Here is a 14,101-nt window from a genome sequence, read left to right as displayed (position 1 = left end):
TCCCCGGGGACGCATCGGACGAACTCGGCTCCACCACTCGTACGGGTTGCGTGTGCGGTCACCCGCGCGAGGGACGATGGTCGTCATGGACCTCGAGATGGTGGAGCAGGTGGCGCGGCTGGACGAGTGGGTCGCCGAGGGTGGCGTGGTGGTGCTCAGTGGCGCCGGTCTGTCCACCGACTCCGGCATCCCCGACTACCGCGGCCCGTCGGGGTCGGCCCGGCGTGGGTCGCCGATGACCTATCAGACGTTCACCGGCGATCCGGTGGCCCGCCGGCGGTACTGGGCGCGCAGTCACCTGGGCTGGCGGACGATCGGTGACGCGCGGCCCAACGAGGGGCACCGGGCGGTGGCCCGTCTTCAGGAGCGGGGCCTGCTGGCCGGGTTGATCACGCAGAACGTGGACGGTCTGCACCAGGCGGCCGGCGCGCGGGAAGTGATCGAGTTGCACGGCAATCTGGCCCGGGTGGTGTGTCTCGGGTGCGGCGAGCGGTCCGGCCGGGCCGAGTTGGAGGACCGGTTGTCGGCGGCCAATCCGCGGTTCGAGGCGGTGGCCGTGACGATCAACCCGGACGGTGACGTGGAGCTGGACGACGCCGAGGTGGACGGGTTCACCGTGGTGGACTGCCTCACCTGTGACGGCATGCTGAAGCCGGACGTGGTCTATTTCGGCGAGACCGTGCCGCCGGAGCGGGTCTCGCGCTCGTTCGCACTGGTGGCCGGCGCGCGCACGCTGCTGGTCCTGGGGTCCTCGCTGACCGTCATGTCGGGGCGCCGGTTCGTCCTGCGGGCGGTCCGGGACGGGATCCGGGTGGCGATCGTCAATCGCGGCGTGACCCGCGGGGAGCCTTATGCGGATCTGATGATCGACGCCCCGCTCGGGGTGGTTCTCCCGAATCTCGCCCCGATTACCGTTTAAGACTGTTTACCGATCTCGGTTACCGTCTTGAAATCGAAATAGGTCGCTCAGCACGTTGACGTGACGGCTCTCACTGAGGTTGACTGCCGAAACCGGTCCCGAAACCGGTTCCGAAACCCCGGGGCAACCAACCGGAAGCAACTGAGGAGCGAGTGTGCCGATCACCATCGCCGATGTGGCGGCTCGGGCGAAGGTCAGCAAGACCACCGTGTCCCGGGTTCTCAACGGCAAGGGTGAGCTGGACGAATCGACCGCCGCGCGGGTCCGCGCGGTGATCGAGGAGCTCGGTTACGTGCCCAGCGCACGGGCGGTCAACCTGGCCCGCGGGCGGACGCGGGTGGTGGCCATGCTCGTGCCCTCCCTGACCTGGCCGTGGATGGGCGAGGTGGTGCAGGGAGCGGTCGACGTCCTCGAGGCCGAGGAGTACGGGCTGCTCCTGTTCACCTGCAACCGCGGCGAGGACTCGATGCGCCAGTTCGGTGCCCAGGTCGCGGCCAAGTCCTTCGACGGGCTCCTGGTCATCGAGCCGGAGGGCACTCTCGACTACATCGCCACCCTGCACGCCCGGGGTCTGCCGATGGTCCTGATCGACGATCGCGACCAGATGTCGGGGCAGATCCCCAGCGTCGGGACGACCAACCACATCGGCGCCGGATCGGCCGCCCGGCACCTGATCGAGGTGGGCCGGCACCGGCCGCTGATGATCACCGGGCCGTCCCGGTTCGGGTGCACCCAGCAGCGCCGTGACGGGTTCGCCGCGGTCTACGCCGAGGCCGGTCACCCGATCGGCGAGGAGCGGATCCTGCTCGGCGACTTCACCTTCGAGCAGGGCGCCGAGGGGATCCACCGCGCTATCGCGGCCGGCATCGACTTCGACGCGGTCTTCTGCCACAACGACGTCTCCGCGGCCGGCGCCATGCAGGCGCTGCTGGAGCACGGCCGGCGGATCCCGGAGGACGTCTCGGTCGTCGGCTTCGACGACATCCCGATGGCGGCGCACACCCAGCCGCCGCTGACCACGGTCCATCAGCCCATGCGCGAGATGGGTGAGGCGGCGGCACGTGCGCTGCTCTCCCATTTCGAGGGAACACCGCTACCGAACCGCCCGACGATCATCCCGGCGACTTTCACCGTCCGAGAGTCCACCGTCTGCTGATCCCGCCCGTACGACGAACCCCATAACCAGCGACCGGCCGCTGCGACGGCCGGGGATCGATGGCATCCGGGGCCGGCAGCCAGCCGGTCACGCGATGCCGCACGCCCTCGGGCACCCCCTCTCACCCTTCTCACCCCTCTCAACCACGCGATGAATTCACGAGGAGAACTCTCGATGCAGCGTCGTAAGCTTTTCGCGGTCGCCCTGGCGGGTGTGCTCGCCAGCGGCGGTATGGCCGCCTGCAGCGACTCGCCCAACGCCGCCAACAAGGACAACGCGGCTAACGGGAAGGCTGCCGGCTTCCTGTCCATCGGTATGCCGAACAGCACCCAGACCGAGAACAACAACCCGTTCATCGGCTCCTCGTCGGCGTCGAACCTCGGTTACCGCTGGATGATCTACGAGCCCCTCGGCCAGTGGAACAACACCAAGCCGGACCAGCCGCTGAAGCCGTGGCTGGCCAGCTCGATCACCTGGTCGGCCGACTGGAAGACCGTCGACCTGGTCATCCGGGACGGTGCCACCTGGTCCGACGGCAAGCCGCTGACCGCCGAGGACGTCGTCTTCACCTACGACCTGATCAAGAAGAACGAGGCGCTGAACATCTTCGCCATCCCGTTCGACGCGATCACGTCGGAGGGCAACAAGGTGAAGATCACGTTCACCTCGTCGCAGTTCACCACCCAGCACAAGGTGATCGGGCAGATCCCGATCGTCCCGAAGCACATCTGGTCGACGATCGCGGACCCGGCCACCGACACGATCAAGACGCCGGTCGGCAGTGGCCCGTACGTGCTGAAGACGTGGGCCCAGACGGGCATCATTCTCGAGTCCCGTGAGAGCGGTTACTGGCAGGAGCTGCCGAAGGTCAAGGAGCTGCGGTACACCTCGTACTCCGGCAACGACACCCAGCTCACGGCCCTGGCCAGCGGCCAGTCCGAGTGGAGCTTCGTCTTCATCCCGGACTACCAGCAGACCTTCATCGCCAAGGACCCGGCCAACCACAAGATCTGGGCGCCGGGCGTGCTGGGCATCCACGGCCTCTACATCAACACCACCAGGAAGCCGTTCGACGACCCGAAGCTGCGCCAGGCCATGAACATGGTCATCAACCGCGCGGACATCTTCACCCAGGCCGAGGCCGGCTACTTCCACCCGGAGATCAAGAGCGTCACCGGTCTGCCGGAGGGCGCCGGTGACGCCTACATCGCCGACGAGTACAAGGGCAAGACCTTCTCGGTCGACGTCGAGGGTGCCAAGACCCTGCTGACCGGTGCCGGCTACACGCTCGACGGCAACGTCCTCAAGGACAAGTCCGGCGCGCCGGTCACCATCAAGCTGTCCGACCCGGCGCCGTGGTCCGACTACCAGACCACCCTTGAGATCATCAAGGACAACCTGAGCAAGATCGGTATCGCGGCCGAGGTCGAGAAGCCGAACCAGAACGTCTGGGACACCAACGTGCAGAAGGGCGACTTCGGCGCCACGATGCGGTGGACCAACGGTGGCTCGACGCCGTTCGACATCTACCAGACCGTCATGGACGGCGACCTGAAGAAGCCGATCGGCACCGCCGCCCAGCAGGGCAACTTCGGCCGCTTCGACAGCCCGGAGGCGACCGCCGCCCTCAAGGCCTACTCGAACGCGACCGACGAGGCGTCCCGCAAGACCGCCCTCGCCACCCTGCAGAAGATCTTCGTGGAGCAGGCTCCGATGCTGCCGATCGGCTCGGACAACGTCGGCGCCGCGTACAGCACCAAGAAGTGGGTCGGCTGGCCGTCCGACGCGGACTCGTACGCGCCCGGACAGCCCACCCAGGCCGGTGCGCTGATGGTGGTCCTGGCGCTCAAGCCCGCCGCCTGACCCGTCTGACAGGGGCTCCCCGTCCGGTCTCGTACCGGGCGGGGAGCCGCGCCAGTGAAAAGTGCCCACGCCTGCATGAAGGAATTCGGCATGACGTCGACCCCCGACGCTGAGACGCCGGCCGGTGAGGTGGTGCTCGAGGCCATCGGCCTGACCAAGCACTTCCCCGTCCGCCGGAAGATGCGAGACCTCTTCAGCAAGAAGCACGACGCGGTTCACGCCGTCGATGACGTGAGCCTGACGTTGCGCCGGGGCCAGGTGACCGCCCTCGTCGGCGAGTCCGGCTCCGGCAAGTCCACCGTGGCCCGGCTGCTGGCCCAGCTCTATCCGCGGACCTCCGGGGACATCCGCCTGCACGGCCGGTCCACCGCCGTGAAGTCCGGCTCGGCGTTCCGCCGGTACTGCGCCCAGGTGCAGATGATCTTCCAGGACCCGTTCGCGTCGCTGAACCCGGTGCACACCATCCGGTATCACCTGACCCGGTCGCTGAAGATCCACGGCCACGCCGGCAAGACCGCGGAGGACCTCGAGAAGGCCCTGCACGCGCTGCTCAACCGGGTGTCGCTGACCCCGCCCGAGCGCTACCTGGACAAGTTCCCGCACGAGCTCTCCGGCGGCCAGCGGCAGCGTGTGGCGATCGCCCGCGCCCTGGGCGCCGAACCCGAGGCCCTGCTCGCCGACGAGCCGGTCTCGATGCTCGACGTCTCGATCCGGCTCGGTGTCCTGAACCTGCTGCGGGACCTCAAGGAGCGCCTGAACCTGGCGATCCTCTACATCACCCACGACATCGCGTCGGCACGGTACTTCGCCGACCAGACTCTGGTGATGTACGCGGGCCGGATGGTCGAGGGCGGCGACAGCGAGACGGTCACGCAGTCGCCGGCTCACCCGTACACCCGGCTCCTGATCGATTCCGCCCCGGACCCGGACCGGTTGACCACCGACATCGACGCGTCGGACGAGGACCGCGGCAACGGCGAGCCGCCGAGCCTGATCCGCCCGCCGTCCGGCTGCCGGTTCCACCCGCGCTGCCCGATGGCGATGGCGCGTTGCACGACCGACCTGCCGGTCCGGCTGGAGATCGGTGACAAGCCCGGGCACTGGGCCGCCTGCTGGCTCTACGACGAGGCTACGGTCGCCGCCCAGCGGCCCGGGTCGGCGGTGACCTCATGAAGTTCCTTCTGCAGCGTGTGGCGTTCTACCTGTTCACCGCGTGGGCGGCGATCACGCTCAACTTCTTCATCCCCCGGATGATCCCGGGTGACCCGGTGCAGGCGCTGATCACGAAGTATCAGGGCCAGCTCAGCACCCAGGCGATCAACTCGCTCTACGTGCTGTTCGGCATCGACAAGGACGGCAACATCTGGTCGGAGTACGTCGAGTACTGGAAGCAGTTGTTCGCCGGCGACCTCGGCCTGTCCTTCACGTTCTTCCCGACCCCGGTCTCCGAGGTGCTGTCCGACAGCATCCTGTGGACGCTGATGCTGGTCGGTGTCACCACGATCCTCAGCTTCACGATCGGCACCGGTCTCGGCGTGCTGGCCGGCTGGCGGCGCGGCTCGTGGACCGACGGCCTCCTGCCGGTCACCACGTTCTTCTCCTCGGTGCCGTACTTCTGGCTCGGCATCATCGCGATCTACCTGCTCACCGGCCCGGACAGTTTCTTCCCGTCGGGCGGCGGCGCCGAGGTCGGCCTGGTGCCGGCCTGGGACATGTACTTCATCCCGAGCGCGCTCCAGCACAGCCTCCTCCCGGCGTTCACCATCCTGATCTCCTCGGTCAGCGGCTGGATCCTCAGCATGCGCAACATGATGGTGACCGTCTCCAGCGAGGACTACATCACCGTGGCGCACGCCAAGGGCCTGCCCGAGCGCCGGGTGGCGCTGAGCTACGCGGCCCGCAACGCGCTGCTGCCGAACGTGTCCGGCTTCGCCCTGTCGCTCGGTTTCATCGTCGGCGGCACCTTCCTGGTGGAGATCGTCTTCTCCTACCCGGGCATCGGCTTCCAGCTGTTCCAGGCGCTGGGCGCCAACGACTACCCGCTGATGCAGGGCGTCTTCCTGATCATCACGATCTCGGTGCTGGTGGCGAACCTGCTCGCGGACATCGCCTACCTGCTCCTCGACCCGCGCACCCGCAAGGAGGGCTGACCCGATGACGATCCCCACTTCGAGCATCGAGCAGGTCATCCCCGGTCAGGGGTCGATGGCCCAGCCGGAGCCCGGCAAGCCCGGGAAGGCCAAGCGCCGCAAGTTCCTGTTCCTGAGCAACCGCAAGGCCGCGGCCGGCCTGGTGGTCCTCGGGATCTACATCCTGCTGGCGATCATCGGCCCGTGGATCGCGCCGTTCGACCCGGGCGCACGGGGCCCCGACCTGATGCAGGGCCCGTCGGCCGACCACTGGATGGGCACCACCCACCTGGGCCAGGACGTCTACAGCCAACTGCTGGTCGGCACCCGCAGTGTGATCTTCGTCGGGTTCGTGGCCGGCATCGTCGCCACGATCCTGTCGGTGATCATCGGGGTGACCGCGGGCTACGTCGGCGGCAAGACCGACGAGGCCCTCTCCGCGCTCTCCAACGTCTTCCTGGTGATCCCGGCGCTGCCGCTGATCATCATCGTCACGTCGATCATGGAGAACGCCGGGGAGATGGTGGTCGCCCTGGTCATCGGCTTCACCTCGTGGTCCTGGAACGCCCGGGTGCTGCGCGCGCAGACGCTCTCGCTGCGCCGGCGCGACTACGTCGAGGCGGCCCGCGCCACCGGTGAGCGCAGCTGGCGGGTCATCATCTTCGAGCTGCTGCCGAACCTGACCGCGGTGATCGCCTCCGGCTTCGTCGGCACGGTCATCTTCGCGGTGCTCTCCGAGATCACCCTGGCCTTCATCGGCATCACCTCCAGCAACACCTGGAACTGGGGCACCATCCTGTTCTGGGCGCAGGGCCAGCAGGCGCTCGCCCGCTCCGCCTGGTGGTGGTTCGTCCCGGCCGGCCTGGCCATCGCGATCCTCGGCACGGCGCTCTCGCTGATCAACTTCGCGATCGACGAGTTCGTCAGCCCCCGGCTCCGCAGTGCCGGCAAAACCAAGATCAAGACCAATTCCGGGCGTACGGTCCGCATGCGCATCGGTTTCACGCCGGTCCTGAGCAACTCCCCCGAGCCGCACACCCACGCCCGCCCGATCCCGGCGGTGGACCACAACGGCGTCACGGCGGTCGTACGAGAGGAAGCCGCGTCATGAGCGACCCGGTGCTGGAGATCAAGAACCTCAACGTCGGGTACGGCCTCGGCGAGCAGGGTGTCCGCGCGGTCCGCGACGTGAACCTGACCCTGCACCGGGGCGAGGTGCTGGGCCTGGCCGGGGAGAGCGGATCCGGCAAGTCGACCCTCGCCTACGGCATGACCCGTCTGCTCGCCCCGCCCGGCGTGATCACCGGCGGCCAGGTCATCTACCACCCCGCCGAGGGTGACCCGTACGACGTGCTGTCGCTCTCCGACGACCGGATCCGCAAGTTCCGGTGGGCCGAGACGGCGATCGTGTTCCAGGGTGCGATGAACTCGCTGAACCCGGTACACAAGATCTCCACCCAGCTCACCGACGTGCTCCAGGCCCACGAGCCGAAGATGACCGAGAGCGAGCGCACCGCCCGCGCCCGGGAGATGCTCAAGCTCGTCGGCATCGGCCCGGACCGGATGGACGCCTACCCGCACCAGCTCTCCGGCGGCATGCGTCAGCGCGTGATGATCGGCATGGCGCTGATCCTCCAGCCGCAGGTCGTGATCATGGACGAGCCGACCACGGCACTCGACGTGGTCATGCAGCGGCAGATCCTCGGCCAGCTCATCGAGCTGCGCGAGCGGCTGGGCTTCTCGGTCATCTTCATCACGCACGACCTGTCGCTGCTGGTGGAGTTCTCCAACCGGATCGCGATCATGTACGGCGGCCGGATCGTGGAGGAGGCACCCGCCTCGGCCATCTACAAGGACGCGCTCCACCCGTACTCCAAAGGTCTGTTGGGGTCCTTCCCGGCGCTGAGGGGCCCGCGCCGTGAGCTGACCGGCATCCCGGGATCGCCGCCCGACCTCAAGGGCATGCCGACCGGATGCTCGTTCCACCCGCGGTGCCCGAAGGCGTTCGACCCGTGCGCCGGCAACATCCCGGTGCTCGGGCGGCCCGGCACCGGTGACGGGAAGACCCGGTCGGTCGCCTGCTGGCTGCACCCGACCGAGGAGCCGGTGGGCTGATGGACTTCACATGGGGGGTGGCCACGTCGGCCTATCAGATCGAGGGCGCGGCCGCCGAGGACGGGCGGACCGCGTCGATCTGGGACACCTTCGCCCGTGACGTCGTCGGCGAGACCGGCGACGTGGCGTGCGACCACTACCACCGGATGCCGTCCGACGTACGCCTGATCAAGAGCCTGGGCGTGAACGCCTACCGGTTCTCGGTGTCGTGGACGCGGGTCCAGCCGCACGGGCGCGGCCCGGCCAACGCCAAGGGCCTCGACTTCTACGACCGGCTGGTGGACGAGCAACTGGCCAACGGCATCGAACCGTGGCTGACGCTCTACCACTGGGACATGCCGCAGGAGCTGGAGGACGCCGGCGGCTGGGGCAACCGGGACACCGCGTACCGGCTCGCCGAGTACTCCGAGATGGTCTTCGACCGTTTGAACGACCGCGTCCGCAACTGGGGGACGGTCAACGAGCCCTGGTGCGTGGCCTATCTCGGCTACGAGTACGGGGTGTTCGCCCCCGGGCGGCGTGAGCCGGCGGTCGCCGCGGCGGCCGCTCACCACCTGCTGCTCGCACACGGGCTGATCGCCAACATGATCAAGCGGCCGGACAACAACATCTGCATCCCGCTGAACATCGGCACCGCCACCCCCGCCTCCGACGACCCCTTGGACGTGGCGGCGGCGTGGCGGGCCGACGGCAACGTGGCCCGGATCTTCCTGGACCCGCTGAAGCACGGCCGCTACCCGGAGGACGTGCTGGCCGACCTGGCCGTCCGCGGTATCGAACTGCCGGTCCGCGACGGCGACCTGGAGATCATCTCCCGGACCCAGATCGACACGCTCGGAGTCAACTTCTACTTCGGGCAGGACTTCGCCGGACGCGACCTGGACGGCAACACCGTCGACGCGTCCGGGCTGCCGGTGGTGCGGGAGATCAAACCGGACGTGCCGCAGACCGATCTGGGCTGGCCGATCACCCCGGACCGGTTCACCACGCTGCTGCTGCGCCTGCACCGCGACTACGGGTATCCGCTCGTCGTCACCGAGAACGGCGCGGTCTACCCCGACCACCCGGACGCCGACGGCTTCGTCGAGGACACCGAACGGACCGCGTACCTCGCGGCCCACGTCGACGCGGTCGCCGCGGCCCGCGCCCAAGGCGCTGACGTGCGCGGATACTTCGCCTGGTCGCTGATGGACAACTTCGAATGGGCCGAGGGGTACGCGAAACGGTTCGGCCTGGTCCACGTCGACTACGAGACCCAGCGGCGTACGCCTAAACGCAGTGCGCTGTGGTTCAGGGATCGCATATCGTCCGCCCCATGACGGACTACATCGAGATCAACAAGGCTCTGTGGAACGAACGGGCGGCGCCCCACGCGGCGTCGCCCGGCTACCGGGTGCAGAGTTTCGTCGACGACCCGGCCTACATCAGCGACGTGGTGCGGTTCGACCTACCCCGGCTCGGCGACGTGGCCGGGCTGCGCGGGGTGCATCTCCAGTGCCACATCGGCACCGACACGATCTCGCTGTCCCGGCTCGGCGCGCGGATGACCGGCCTCGACTTCTCCGGCGAGTCCCTCGACCAGGCCCGGTCCATCGCGTCCCGGGCCGGCGCCGACATCCCGTTCGTCCAGAGCGACGTCTACCAGGCCCGGTCCGTGCTCGACGGCGACTTCGACCTGGTGTTCACCGGGATCGGGGCGATCGGCTGGCTGCCCGACATCAAACGGTGGGCGCAGACCGTGGCGTCACTGCTCGCGCCCGGCGGCCGGCTGTTCATCCGCGAGGGGCACCCGGTGCTGTGGGCGCTCGACTACTACCGCACCGACGGGCTGCTCTCCATCACCGAGCCCTACTTCGAGCAGGTGGAGCCACAGGTCTGGGACGAGCCGGGCACCTATGTGGAGTCCGACCACCAGTTCCAGCACAGTCTCACCCACGAGTGGAACCACGGTCTCGGCGAGATCGTCACCGCGGTCCTCGAGGCCGGGCTGGTGCTCACCGGGCTGGAGGAGCACCAGAGTGTGCCGTGGGAGGCCCTGCCCGGGCGGATGCGCAAGCTCGACAACAAGGAGTGGCAGCTCACCGAGAAGCCGGAGCGGCTGCCGCACACGTACACGCTGCAGGCCCGCAAGCCCGTTTAATGATCGCCGCCGCCGGGGTATGAGCCGCTCATCCCCGGTTTGGAGGCTCTCAATGCGTATCGGTGCGGTTCTCATCGTCATCTGGCTCGTCCTCGGCGTCATCGCCGCCTACGAGCGTGGCTATTTCTCCGACAGTGAAGACGCCAGTTGCGCGGAAGCCGGCACGGTCATCGTCACCACCGTCGCCGGCCCGCTCAACTGGATGGGCGTCAACCCCAAGGTCACCTGTGATGTTCCGGAGCCCAGCAAGTAGGGCTCGTCACCTCAGGAAACCCCTCTCGTCGATGTGTCGGGTGGGCTCGCCGAAGAACAGCTCCGGATCGGCCGGGCCCACCGCGATGTTCAGGGTGTCCTGCTTGTACTCCCAGCGGCCGCCCTCGATCACCGGCCACGACATCCGGTAGTTCACCTGCCAGCGCAGCCACTCGCCCGGCGCCAGCCACACCGCCGGTGGACGGCGGGCTCGCGACGGGGCGCCGTGGCGGGCCAGGAGCAGTTCCACCCGTACCCCCTTGTCCGCCCGGACCAGCCGCAGACCGGAACGCGCGAGGCCCGGCTCGCGCTCCGGAGGCTCCGCGCCGAACGACTCGATCGGCTGGAAGTCATTACGTTCGGTGATCATCACCTCGTGCACCACCCCGCGCCTCTTCCCGGGCAGGCGGAAGCCCTGAGGCACCTCGCTCCGACGTGCGGCTCCCGGACCACCCCGGGAGCGTTTGGTCCATTCGGTAGTCACCCACTGCGTCACGACATCCACCGCTCCCCCTTCCCGCGGGCGCCATCCTCCCTGGTTGAGGCGCGCGGAAGCACGGATTATTCACGTGGTGGACACCTCTTCGCCGACGGCGCGCCGAATCGAGTCAAGGACTTGATCCTTCGCGCCGAGGACTTGATCTGGAGCGCGCTCCAGGTTCTACGGTCGATTCGGACAGCCGGGAACGAAGAGGAGAACATCATGGAATCACGTGCCTTCGGGCGACTCGGCAGTGTCAGCGCGCTCACTCTCGGTGGTGGCGGAATCGGCGGCGTCTGGGGTGGCACCGACCGGGCGGAAGCGGTCGCGACCGTCCACGCCGCACTCGACGCGGGCATCACCATGCTCGATCTCGCGCCCAGCTACGGCTCCGGCTTCGAGTCCGAGGTCGCCGTGGCCGACGCACTCCGCGGGCGGGCCTCCGACGTCATGATCACCAGCAAGGTGCAGCTGCCCGACGACGACGGGCGCGACTTCGCGGCCCGGATCCGGAGCAGCCTGCACGCCAGCCTGACCCGGCTGGAACGCGACCACCTCGACGTGCTGGTCCTGCACACCCAGTTCCGGCAGGCCGGGACCGTCCTCTCCGGAACCGTCACGCCTTCCGGATACCGTGAGGAGATCGTCCCGGTGTTCGAGTCACTGCGCGACGAGGGGCTGATCCGGGCCTGGGGCATCACCGCCGTCGGCGATCCGGAACCGTTGCTCGACACCTTCGCCGGGACACCCCGGCCGGACACGGCCCAGATCGTGGTCAACGCCCTCGACCAGAGCGGGGACCTCTGGATCCACGGCGACGACGTCCGGCCCGACAACGCCGGCCTCGTCCGGGCGGCCGCCGGAGCCGGGGTCGCCGTCACCGCCATCCGGGTCGTGGCCGCCGGGTCCCTCACGGACGCCCTGGACCGGGAGGTGCCCGCCGATCACCCGGCCGCCGTCAACTTCGCGCGGGCCGCGCCGTTCCGGGATCTCGCCGCCTCGCTCGGCGAGAGCCCGGCCTCGCTCGCCCACCGGTACGCCCTCAGCGTCCCGGGTGTCGCCACCGTCATCCTCGGCGTCAAGAACCGCGCCGAACTCGCCGAATGCCTCGCGGCCGAGGCGCGCGGCCCCCTGACCAGCGACGAGCTGAAGGCCGTCACCGCCCTGACCCCCTGACCACCCGCCCGCCGGCTCTTGCCCGGCCGGCCCCTGATCACCCGCCCGCCGGCTCTTGCCCGACCGGCCCCTGATCACCGGCCCGCCGGCTCTTGCCCGGCCGGCCCCTGACCACCCGCCCAGCGGCCGGCTCTTGCCCGGCCGGCCGCCACCGCTGCCTCACAACCCCGGAGACAACGGCGAGAACCAGCCGGATCTTTACGGCTGGCCGTCACGCTGCCTCACGAGGCCGGAGACAACGGTGACAACCAGCCGGGCAAGATCGTCGAACCGCACTCCGGCGGGAACGGCCGCAGGTCAGCTCACCCAGGGCGGGGTGATGGTGGTCCCGTCCGGGAGGGTCGCCTCGAAGCCGGCACTGGTGACCACCCAGGCCTCGGCGGTCTCCGCGCCCTCGTTACTCACCCGGAACTCGGTGCCGGCCGGCACCACCAGCACGTCACCGGCACCGACCCGGCCGGCGACGCCGTCCAGGCTGACCGACAACTCACCGGCCGACACCATCAGCACCTCGTCACGCCCCACCCGGTGCGGCACACCGCTCACCCCGCCCGCGATCTCCACCCGCCAGGTGCACAGCTCCCGGCTGCCGGTGGACGGCGAGGCGAACGCGTGGAAGACGCTCCCGTGCATCCGGTGAACCACTGCCTCGGTACCGCGATAGATCGACACTCCCACTCCTCACTTAGTCAAGCCACTTGACCAAATAGTCAAGCAGCTTGACTTCTGTGTCAAACTGCTTTCGTGAGTGACGATCTCCAAGACCTCCCGGTGCTTCTCCTCAGCGCGGCCCGTGCGCTGGTCGACGGCATCGACTCCCGGGTCCGGGCCGCCGGGTTCACCGACGTGCGCCCCGCGCACGGATTCGCCTTCGTCCGTCTGTCCGGCACCGGCGCCACCGTCACCGAACTCGCCGAACACCTGGAGATCACCAAACAGGCGGCCAGCCAGATGGCCGAGGAGCTGATCACCAAGGGGTACGTGGCACGCCGCCCCCACCCCACCGACGCCCGAGCACGCCTCCTGGTTCTGACCGAAAAGGGTCACGCCTGCACGCGAGCGGCCGACGATGCCGCGGCCCAGACGCTGGCCCCGCTCGCCGCCGCCCTGACGCCCGCCGAACTGATCGCCCTGAGAACCGCCCTGGCCCACCTGGCCACCCCCGGCCGGATCCGCCCCGTCTGGTAACCCACCACCGAAACCGGGAATCGCCTGAGCCGCCACCACGACAACCACGAATCGGCGCAGCCGCCACCACGACAACCACCAACCGGCGCCGCCGCCACCACGACAACCACGAGTCGGCGCAGCCGCCACCGCAACGAGCGGGAATCGGCTCAGCCGAAGGAGTGGTCGCCGCTGACGCCGCCGGCGTGGGAGTGTTCTCGGCATGGGTGAGACTCGTGCCGAAGCAGCCGTCCGTGAGCTCTACCGGAATCTGCTCACTGCGTGGAACGACCGGGACGCCGAGCGGTTCGCCGGTCTGTTCGCCGAAGACGGGGCACTCGTCGGGTTCGACGGCAGCCAAGTGGACGGAGTCGACGTCGGCAAACACCTCGGGCCGATCTTCCAGGATCATCCGACCGCCGCCTTCGTGGCAAGGATCCGTGACCTCCGTGCCCTGGGCCCCGGAGCCGTCCTGCTCCGATCCGTCGCCGGCATGATCCCGCCGGGCGGGGACACGCTCGATCCCGCTTTGAACGCGGTGCAGACCCTGGTGGCCGAGCTGAGGCTGCCGGGCTGGCGGATCGTCCTGTTCCAGAGCACCCCGGCCCAGTACCACGGCCACCCCGAAGCCGCCGCCGCCCACACCGCCGAGCTGTCACCCCAGGCAGCCACCAAGCAGCTCCTGACCTGACGCCGGGCGGCA

General features: G+C 68.9%; 15 protein-coding genes. 13 read left to right on the top strand and 2 right to left on the bottom strand.

Annotation, left to right across the window (positions count from 1 at the left end; translation table 11 throughout):
- The first annotated feature begins 76 nt into the window (after positions 1 to 76).
- The 10 genes from ACFO0C_RS07255 to ACFO0C_RS07210 all read left to right on the top strand — a co-directional run bounded on the left by ACFO0C_RS07255 (position 77) and on the right by ACFO0C_RS07210 (position 10,575).
- A complete protein-coding gene (locus tag ACFO0C_RS07255) occupies positions 77 to 919 on the top strand; it encodes an NAD-dependent protein deacetylase (protein ID WP_378065763.1) in 843 nt (280 codons plus the stop codon).
- Between the two features lie 154 nt (positions 920 to 1,073).
- Positions 1,074 to 2,075 carry a LacI family DNA-binding transcriptional regulator gene (locus ACFO0C_RS07250; protein WP_378065762.1) on the top strand — a complete coding sequence of 334 codons (1,002 nt, stop codon included), beginning with the start codon at positions 1,074 to 1,076 and terminating at the stop codon, positions 2,073 to 2,075.
- A gap of 174 nt (positions 2,076 to 2,249) precedes the next feature.
- Entirely contained in the window at positions 2,250 to 3,938 is a 1,689-nt protein-coding gene (locus ACFO0C_RS07245; RefSeq protein ID WP_378065761.1) for an ABC transporter substrate-binding protein, read from the top strand.
- A 90-nt stretch (positions 3,939 to 4,028) separates the two neighbouring features.
- Positions 4,029 to 5,111: an ABC transporter ATP-binding protein gene (locus tag ACFO0C_RS07240; protein ID WP_378065760.1), complete on the top strand. Its 1,083-nt coding sequence runs from the start codon at positions 4,029 to 4,031 to the stop codon at positions 5,109 to 5,111.
- Positions 5,108 to 6,088, top strand: a complete 981-nt coding sequence (locus ACFO0C_RS07235; RefSeq protein ID WP_378065759.1) for an ABC transporter permease — start codon at positions 5,108 to 5,110, stop codon at positions 6,086 to 6,088. Before ACFO0C_RS07240 ends, ACFO0C_RS07235 begins: the two co-directional genes overlap by 4 nt.
- Positions 6,089 to 6,092: 4 nt before the next feature.
- Positions 6,093 to 7,178, top strand: coding sequence for an ABC transporter permease (locus tag ACFO0C_RS07230; protein ID WP_378065758.1), 1,086 nt, complete (start codon positions 6,093 to 6,095; stop codon positions 7,176 to 7,178).
- A complete protein-coding gene (locus ACFO0C_RS07225) occupies positions 7,175 to 8,182 on the top strand; it encodes an ABC transporter ATP-binding protein (protein ID WP_378065757.1) in 1,008 nt (335 codons plus the stop codon). Before ACFO0C_RS07230 ends, ACFO0C_RS07225 begins: the two co-directional genes overlap by 4 nt.
- Entirely contained in the window at positions 8,182 to 9,501 is a 1,320-nt protein-coding gene (locus ACFO0C_RS07220; protein WP_378065756.1) for a GH1 family beta-glucosidase, read from the top strand. The genes ACFO0C_RS07225 and ACFO0C_RS07220 overlap by 1 nt, the downstream gene beginning before the upstream one ends.
- Positions 9,498 to 10,322 carry a class I SAM-dependent methyltransferase gene (locus ACFO0C_RS07215; protein WP_378065755.1) on the top strand — a complete coding sequence of 275 codons (825 nt, stop codon included), beginning with the start codon at positions 9,498 to 9,500 and terminating at the stop codon, positions 10,320 to 10,322. Before ACFO0C_RS07220 ends, ACFO0C_RS07215 begins: the two co-directional genes overlap by 4 nt.
- A gap of 52 nt (positions 10,323 to 10,374) precedes the next feature.
- Positions 10,375 to 10,575, top strand: coding sequence for a hypothetical protein (locus ACFO0C_RS07210; RefSeq protein ID WP_378065754.1), 201 nt, complete (start codon positions 10,375 to 10,377; stop codon positions 10,573 to 10,575).
- 6 nt (positions 10,576 to 10,581) lie between these two features.
- Here the strand turns inward: ACFO0C_RS07210 and ACFO0C_RS07205 are convergent, their stop codons facing one another.
- A complete protein-coding gene (locus ACFO0C_RS07205) occupies positions 10,582 to 10,944 on the bottom strand; it encodes a hypothetical protein (protein ID WP_378065753.1) in 363 nt (120 codons plus the stop codon).
- A 333-nt stretch (positions 10,945 to 11,277) separates the two neighbouring features.
- On the opposite strand from ACFO0C_RS07205, the gene ACFO0C_RS07200 reads away from it, so the two are divergent.
- Positions 11,278 to 12,231 carry an aldo/keto reductase gene (locus ACFO0C_RS07200; RefSeq protein ID WP_378065752.1) on the top strand — a complete coding sequence of 318 codons (954 nt, stop codon included), beginning with the start codon at positions 11,278 to 11,280 and terminating at the stop codon, positions 12,229 to 12,231.
- 297 nt (positions 12,232 to 12,528) lie between these two features.
- Here ACFO0C_RS07200 and ACFO0C_RS07195 read toward each other — a convergent pair whose 3' ends face one another.
- A complete protein-coding gene (locus ACFO0C_RS07195; RefSeq protein ID WP_378065751.1) occupies positions 12,529 to 12,903 on the bottom strand; it encodes a cupin domain-containing protein in 375 nt (124 codons plus the stop codon).
- Between the two features lie 72 nt (positions 12,904 to 12,975).
- On the opposite strand from ACFO0C_RS07195, the gene ACFO0C_RS07190 reads away from it, so the two are divergent.
- Positions 12,976 to 13,419, top strand: a complete 444-nt coding sequence (locus tag ACFO0C_RS07190) for a MarR family winged helix-turn-helix transcriptional regulator (protein ID WP_378065750.1) — start codon at positions 12,976 to 12,978, stop codon at positions 13,417 to 13,419.
- A gap of 202 nt (positions 13,420 to 13,621) precedes the next feature.
- The gene (locus tag ACFO0C_RS07185; protein WP_378065749.1) at positions 13,622 to 14,089 is read left to right on the top strand and encodes an SgcJ/EcaC family oxidoreductase; all 468 of its coding nucleotides are present in this window, start codon (positions 13,622 to 13,624) and stop codon (positions 14,087 to 14,089) included.
- Positions 14,090 to 14,101 lie beyond the last annotated feature (12 nt).

The organism is Actinoplanes subglobosus (assembly GCF_042650585.1).
Classification (GTDB): Bacteria; Actinomycetota; Actinomycetes; order Mycobacteriales; family Micromonosporaceae; genus Actinoplanes; species Actinoplanes subglobosus.
This window is presented reverse-complemented; position numbering and strand designations above follow the sequence as displayed.

Excerpts from the sequence above, each read along its gene's own strand:
- ACFO0C_RS07255 (WP_378065763.1), top strand. The coding sequence starts at position 77 with ATGGTCGTCATGGACCTCGAGATGGTGGAGCAGGTGGCGCGGCTGGAC.
- ACFO0C_RS07245 (WP_378065761.1), top strand. The coding sequence starts at position 2,250 with ATGCAGCGTCGTAAGCTTTTCGCGGTCGCCCTGGCGGGTGTGCTCGCC.
- ACFO0C_RS07240 (WP_378065760.1), top strand. The coding sequence starts at position 4,029 with ATGACGTCGACCCCCGACGCTGAGACGCCGGCCGGTGAGGTGGTGCTC.
- ACFO0C_RS07235 (WP_378065759.1), top strand. The coding sequence starts at position 5,108 with ATGAAGTTCCTTCTGCAGCGTGTGGCGTTCTACCTGTTCACCGCGTGG.
- ACFO0C_RS07230 (WP_378065758.1), top strand. The coding sequence starts at position 6,093 with ATGACGATCCCCACTTCGAGCATCGAGCAGGTCATCCCCGGTCAGGGG.
- ACFO0C_RS07225 (WP_378065757.1), top strand. The coding sequence starts at position 7,175 with ATGAGCGACCCGGTGCTGGAGATCAAGAACCTCAACGTCGGGTACGGC.
- ACFO0C_RS07220 (WP_378065756.1), top strand. The coding sequence starts at position 8,182 with ATGGACTTCACATGGGGGGTGGCCACGTCGGCCTATCAGATCGAGGGC.
- ACFO0C_RS07215 (WP_378065755.1), top strand. The coding sequence starts at position 9,498 with ATGACGGACTACATCGAGATCAACAAGGCTCTGTGGAACGAACGGGCG.
- ACFO0C_RS07210 (WP_378065754.1), top strand. The coding sequence starts at position 10,375 with ATGCGTATCGGTGCGGTTCTCATCGTCATCTGGCTCGTCCTCGGCGTC.
- ACFO0C_RS07205 (WP_378065753.1), bottom strand. The coding sequence starts at position 10,944 with ATGATCACCGAACGTAATGACTTCCAGCCGATCGAGTCGTTCGGCGCG.
- ACFO0C_RS07200 (WP_378065752.1), top strand. The coding sequence starts at position 11,278 with ATGGAATCACGTGCCTTCGGGCGACTCGGCAGTGTCAGCGCGCTCACT.
- ACFO0C_RS07185 (WP_378065749.1), top strand. The coding sequence starts at position 13,622 with ATGGGTGAGACTCGTGCCGAAGCAGCCGTCCGTGAGCTCTACCGGAAT.